This window comes from Nocardia aegles (assembly GCF_052545135.1).
In genome coordinates this window covers 391,200-395,577 of record NZ_JBQWRI010000003.1, presented here as the reverse complement: position 1 = coordinate 395,577, position 4,378 = coordinate 391,200, and the positions used below count along the sequence as shown (strand labels likewise).

The 4,378-nt window shown below is 61.4% G+C and carries 6 protein-coding genes; 4 read left to right on the top strand and 2 right to left on the bottom strand.

Annotation, left to right across the window (positions count from 1 at the left end; translation table 11 throughout):
• Window positions 1-155 precede the first annotated feature (155 nt).
• Window positions 156-731 (top strand): Uma2 family endonuclease, encoded by a 576-nt coding sequence (locus ACT89H_RS11875; RefSeq protein ID WP_445108610.1) that lies wholly within the window; start codon window positions 156-158, stop codon window positions 729-731.
• A gap of 160 nt (window positions 732-891) precedes the next feature.
• Window positions 892-1,491, top strand: a complete 600-nt coding sequence (locus tag ACT89H_RS11870; RefSeq protein WP_445108609.1) for a Uma2 family endonuclease — start codon at window positions 892-894, stop codon at window positions 1,489-1,491.
• A gap of 169 nt (window positions 1,492-1,660) precedes the next feature.
• Here ACT89H_RS11870 and ACT89H_RS11865 read toward each other — a convergent pair whose 3' ends face one another.
• A complete protein-coding gene (locus ACT89H_RS11865; protein WP_445108608.1) occupies window positions 1,661-2,137 on the bottom strand; it encodes a hypothetical protein in 477 nt (158 codons plus the stop codon).
• Window positions 2,138-2,208: 71 nt separating this feature from the next.
• Complete coding sequence (locus ACT89H_RS11860; protein ID WP_445108607.1) at window positions 2,209-2,418, bottom strand: hypothetical protein; 210 nt, start codon at window positions 2,416-2,418, stop codon at window positions 2,209-2,211.
• A 793-nt stretch (window positions 2,419-3,211) separates the two neighbouring features.
• Here ACT89H_RS11860 and ACT89H_RS11855 point away from each other — a divergent pair.
• Both ACT89H_RS11855 and ACT89H_RS11850 read left to right on the top strand, forming a co-directional pair.
• The gene (locus ACT89H_RS11855) at window positions 3,212-4,120 is read left to right on the top strand and encodes a helix-turn-helix domain-containing protein (protein WP_445108606.1); all 909 of its coding nucleotides are present in this window, start codon (window positions 3,212-3,214) and stop codon (window positions 4,118-4,120) included.
• Window positions 4,104-4,325 carry a DUF397 domain-containing protein gene (locus ACT89H_RS11850; RefSeq protein ID WP_445108605.1) on the top strand — a complete coding sequence of 74 codons (222 nt, stop codon included), beginning with the start codon at window positions 4,104-4,106 and terminating at the stop codon, window positions 4,323-4,325. The genes ACT89H_RS11855 and ACT89H_RS11850 overlap by 17 nt, the downstream gene beginning before the upstream one ends.
• The last annotated feature ends 53 nt before the right edge of the window (window positions 4,326-4,378 follow it).

The window sequence follows — 4,378 nt, the reverse complement described above, 5'->3', positions numbered from 1 at the left end:
GGAATAACGGTTATCGCTGGTGCAGGGCACGGATCAATCCGCTCCCTGCACCAGCGGCATCGCTGCGCTCTGTCGACCGGGCCTGATCCGAACGACTACACTCAGGTCGTTCGGCGGCGACATCGGCGCCGTTATGCGAGGTTGGAGGTGGTTTCATGGCAATGCCAGTTCCGCACGCCGACGGTTGGACGGCTGCCGACCTCGATCATATGCCCGAAGATGGATTGCGTTACGAGGTGTTGAATGGTCAGCTCGTCGTGAATGCGGCGCCCAAGCCTCGTCATCAGTGGCTGGTCCAATGCCTGGTACGCGCGCTAACAGCTGTCGCGCCGTCCGGCTACCTGGTTCTCGAAGGTGTGGGTGTGTTGATCGATGACGATGAACCGATTCCTGATTTAGTCGTGGCGAACGGACCGATAGACTGGGATGACCGCGGCATACCGGTAGCCCAGGTTCAGTTGGTGGTCGAGGTGGTGTCCAAATCCACCACGCTGCAAGATCGAATGGTCAAACCGGTGGTTTACGCTGAAGCCGGCATCGCGAACTACTGGCGCTTCGAGCCCAACGCATTCAAGGGGCAGTTGCCGGGGGAGTCGCTTCCCGTTCTGTTCGCACACGAACTCGGTGGCGACGGTACCTACGAGCTGACCCATCGGGTGTCCGCTGGTGACAACGTCACCTTGCGCAGCCCTTTCGAATTCACGATCGATCCGGCCACGCTGCTGCCCTGACCTCACTGCGCACCGCACTGCGCGCCGCTGCGCGGGCAGGGACGGCGTGCCGGACGACTTGTTCGACGCCGCGTTACGGATGGACCGAGCGTCAGTCGCTCGCGGCCGGCAACCGTTCCAGGCCGTGATCGGGTCCGGTCGAACTGCAATGATATCCGCTATGAGCGCTCCCGAAGAGCAACAGGTACTGCGTGTGACGGCCGAGCAGTTCGCCGAAGGGGTGACTGCCGGGCTCGGTGACATCGAAGTCGTCGACGGGTGCGTGGTGCGGATGATGGCCCAAAGTCCGGTGCACCGCCGTGTGGTGCGGCGGCTGGCCGGAATGCTGGAGTCGGCCCGACGTGACGGTGGGCCGTGCATGGTCGTGGACTCCGACGTGGCCGCACGATTCGCCGACGCGGAATCCCCGGCGGCGGATCGGCGGTTGAACATCCGCTACCCCGACATCTGGATCCGGGACTGCGAGCCGTACGACGTCAACATCGTGCGTGAGCACATTCTGCTGGTGGTCGAGGTCACTTCGGAATCGACCATCGATGCCGATATCACCGACAAGCGGATCCAATACGCGGCCGCCGGTATTCCGCGCTACTTGATCGTCCGGCTCGATCAGAAAGAAGAACGCATCGAAGAGATCGAGGAATACCGTCTCGACTGGTCCGGCCGCCGCTACCGTGCTCACACGGTCCACCGACGCGTACTGCTACTCGACGAGCCGGTCGAGGCAACCATTCCATTCGACATTCTGGAACAGCCTTAGCCTTCACCTGAACCGGCCACAGTTGCGTCGAGTTGCGCCAATTCTGGAGCGCCTTCGGGCAATGGCGCGGGCGGAATATCACGCAGGGTCTTTGATCTTGTTGAATTGAACGTTACCCGCACTCGGGACTCTGAAAATTTGCGACTGCTCGACATAGCCGTTCTCGCGGTCACGAAAATAATCGGCGGTACCGTTTTAGAATATCCTGCCCCGCGTATCCGACCATGCTGTCCATCAGATACCACGCCGTGATCTCGTCTTCGTCGTATGTGTCGAATCGGAGAGCGGGATTTATGCCTTCGTAGAACGTATATTCTCTGCCGGGCCATTCGTATTCGATCCATTCAGCGCCCGCGAACTTGATGAAACATTCCCCGATGAAACAGACGAAAGCGTCGGCCATGTCGGCATTCTCCGGAGCCATCGCGGTAGCCATGTCCGGGAACAATTCCGCGACAATAGGGTCCAGACGCTTCGCCTCCGCCGATCCTTCCGGCCAGGGTTCCGAGGGAAAGCGGCTTATGCCTGCATGGTCCATGAACTTCCGCACCTGCGCCGCGCGCCGATCAGGGTCGACCCATTTTCCCCATTCGGCCTGTTCGACGGGTACGCCGAGATCGATGGTCAACTGCTCGTCGTTCCCCATGCCCAGCTCCTTCTCGCCATGGTCCGAACAGGCCAGTGTCGCGCGTGCACCGGTCGCCGGGCAAGGAATCCTCATCGTTCCAGGTACAACCGCTCGTTCGGTAGCCTGGGCCGGCCCTCGGCATTATCAGGCAGTATGTGCACCGCGTCCACGTAGTGGCGTTTCCGGTGTTCTTCGATGAACGTCAACGCGGCGGTAAGGCAGGCTGTGAAGTCGAGCCGGACGCCGTGCAGGAACACCGACAGATGCACATCCGGATCGTTCGGCAGCGGAGAAGTCATCGCTTTTCGCCCCTGGTCATCGGCTACCCGGATCGACGCACGCCCGAATGGATTCGACCACAACCATTCCGGACGGGCGGTACCTGTCCCGGGGTGTCTCGATCCAATGCCAGATAGCGCCGGAGGCAGCTGTGGGTGATGGGAGTGCCACCGTTCCGCCTTCCCGGACAATCGACACGTCGAGCCGGAACATCTCTGCGAATAGCTTTGTGTCGTCGGGAAAATCGGGCCGCACAATGTAGGTCCACCTGTTCGAGCGAGGATGCGCCACAATCGGCCCGGTCGCATCCCTGCGGCGCTGCATGACTTGTCTGACGGCTCGCCCTAACGGAGCGGGCATGGTCAACGCTCCTACGTGCGAGGTGCGCATGATGATGCGTCCGAGTTCGGGCGGGTCGATCACCGCGGGCAGATCGCACACGCGCCGGTAGAAGTGGCAGCGGGATCGGGGTGTGTCCCCGAAAGGGATGTGCTCCATCCGTTTCAGACTTCTTGATCAGGTTGGTGGTGCGTCTGCTCGAATCGCCACTCATGTAATGCGTTCAGGAACCGCTCGACGACATCGGCAGGGACATCGACCGACGGCGCGACAGGCGGGCCGACGAACGGGTTTCGATGTGGAAGAGCGTTATTCGCCATGCGGACAGCATGTTGTCGCGAGTCGATGTTCGGTACGCGACGCGTTCGGTTCAGGAAACTTGCGCGAAAGCGCAGCAAGCCTTCCTCTGGCCGAGCAACGCTCCTTCCGTTGCGAAATGAAGCTGCATTGCAGAGCGGAAGGGGGTCGCAAGGGGTGAAAGAAGAAGATGACGGGCCGGAGGATGCCGAAACCAGTCTGCCGCGTCGACAGTTGGGCCGTTTGCTGCGAGAGGCACGGACGGCGGCGGGACTGAGCCTGGAGGTGGCAGCGCGGACACTCGGTTGGGGTAACGCAACCATCAGCAGACTGGAGAACGGGCGCAACAAGAAGGTCAGGGCGACGGATCTTGACGCCCTGGGCGGACTGTACGGGGTCGACGCGGAAGACCTTGTGGTGTGGAAGGAACTTGCAGGAGAGGCTCCGGTCCGATCCTGGCTGCGCACCTACAGTGATTTGTTGGACCGGAAGTTCAACACATATGTCGAACTGGAGTCCGCGGCCAGTGAATTGGATATGTTTCAGCCGCTGATCTTTCCTGGCCTGCTCCAGACCCACGACTACGCGCAGGCCATGAACCGAGCCAAACAGCCGCGAGTTCCGGAGGACGGATTGGAACGGCTGGCAGCGGTTCTGGCGCGACGTCAGCATCTGCTCACGCGGCCCCGGAACCCGTGCAAGCTCACCGCCGTGATCCATGAGAACGCACTGCGGACCGTTATCGGCGGCACGCAGGTGATGGCTGGTCAGTGCAGGCACGCGGCGGACATGAGTACGCTCGACAACATCGAGTTACGCATACTCAGGCAAGAAGCCGGCTTGCCGATCGGCAGGCTGGTCACCCCATTCATCGTGATGACCTTCCCGAAGGACGCACAAGGGAAGCCGGTAGAACCGCCGGTCATCTACGCCGAGAGCTACACGGGGGATGCGTATCTCGAGAAGCGCGAGGACGTGCGACGCTGCCGGCACACGTTCCGTGCACTGATCGGGGCGACGATGGATGCTCGGTCGAGTCGCACACTATTGCGAGAGATAGCTAGGAGTTATGACTGTGAACGCTGAAGTCGACCTGACGGGGGCAAAGTGGTTCAAGTCACGCCACAGTTCGGGGGACAGCGGCGAATGCGTAGAGGTAGCCCACCTCGACGGAGGCATGGTTGGCGTTCGTGACTCCAAGAATCCGACCGGGCCAGCGCTAGTGTTCACCCCAGGTGAATGGGACGCGTTCACCGCCGGCGTTGTCGATGGCGGGTTCAAGCGCCCATAGACGGAACGGAAGGCCGCCCCTTCGCCGAGACACAGCCCGTCGAATGACGAACT

What these genes read in the sequence shown, in the direction of transcription:
- ACT89H_RS11875 (WP_445108610.1), top strand. Translation starts at nt 156, where the DNA reads ATGGCAATGCCAGTTCCGCACGCCGACGGTTGGACGGCTGCCGACCTC.
- ACT89H_RS11850 (WP_445108605.1), top strand. Translation starts at nt 4,104, where the DNA reads ATGACTGTGAACGCTGAAGTCGACCTGACGGGGGCAAAGTGGTTCAAG.
- ACT89H_RS11865 (WP_445108608.1), bottom strand. Translation starts at nt 2,137, where the DNA reads ATGGGGAACGACGAGCAGTTGACCATCGATCTCGGCGTACCCGTCGAA.
- ACT89H_RS11860 (WP_445108607.1), bottom strand. Translation starts at nt 2,418, where the DNA reads ATGACTTCTCCGCTGCCGAACGATCCGGATGTGCATCTGTCGGTGTTC.
- ACT89H_RS11870 (WP_445108609.1), top strand. Translation starts at nt 892, where the DNA reads ATGAGCGCTCCCGAAGAGCAACAGGTACTGCGTGTGACGGCCGAGCAG.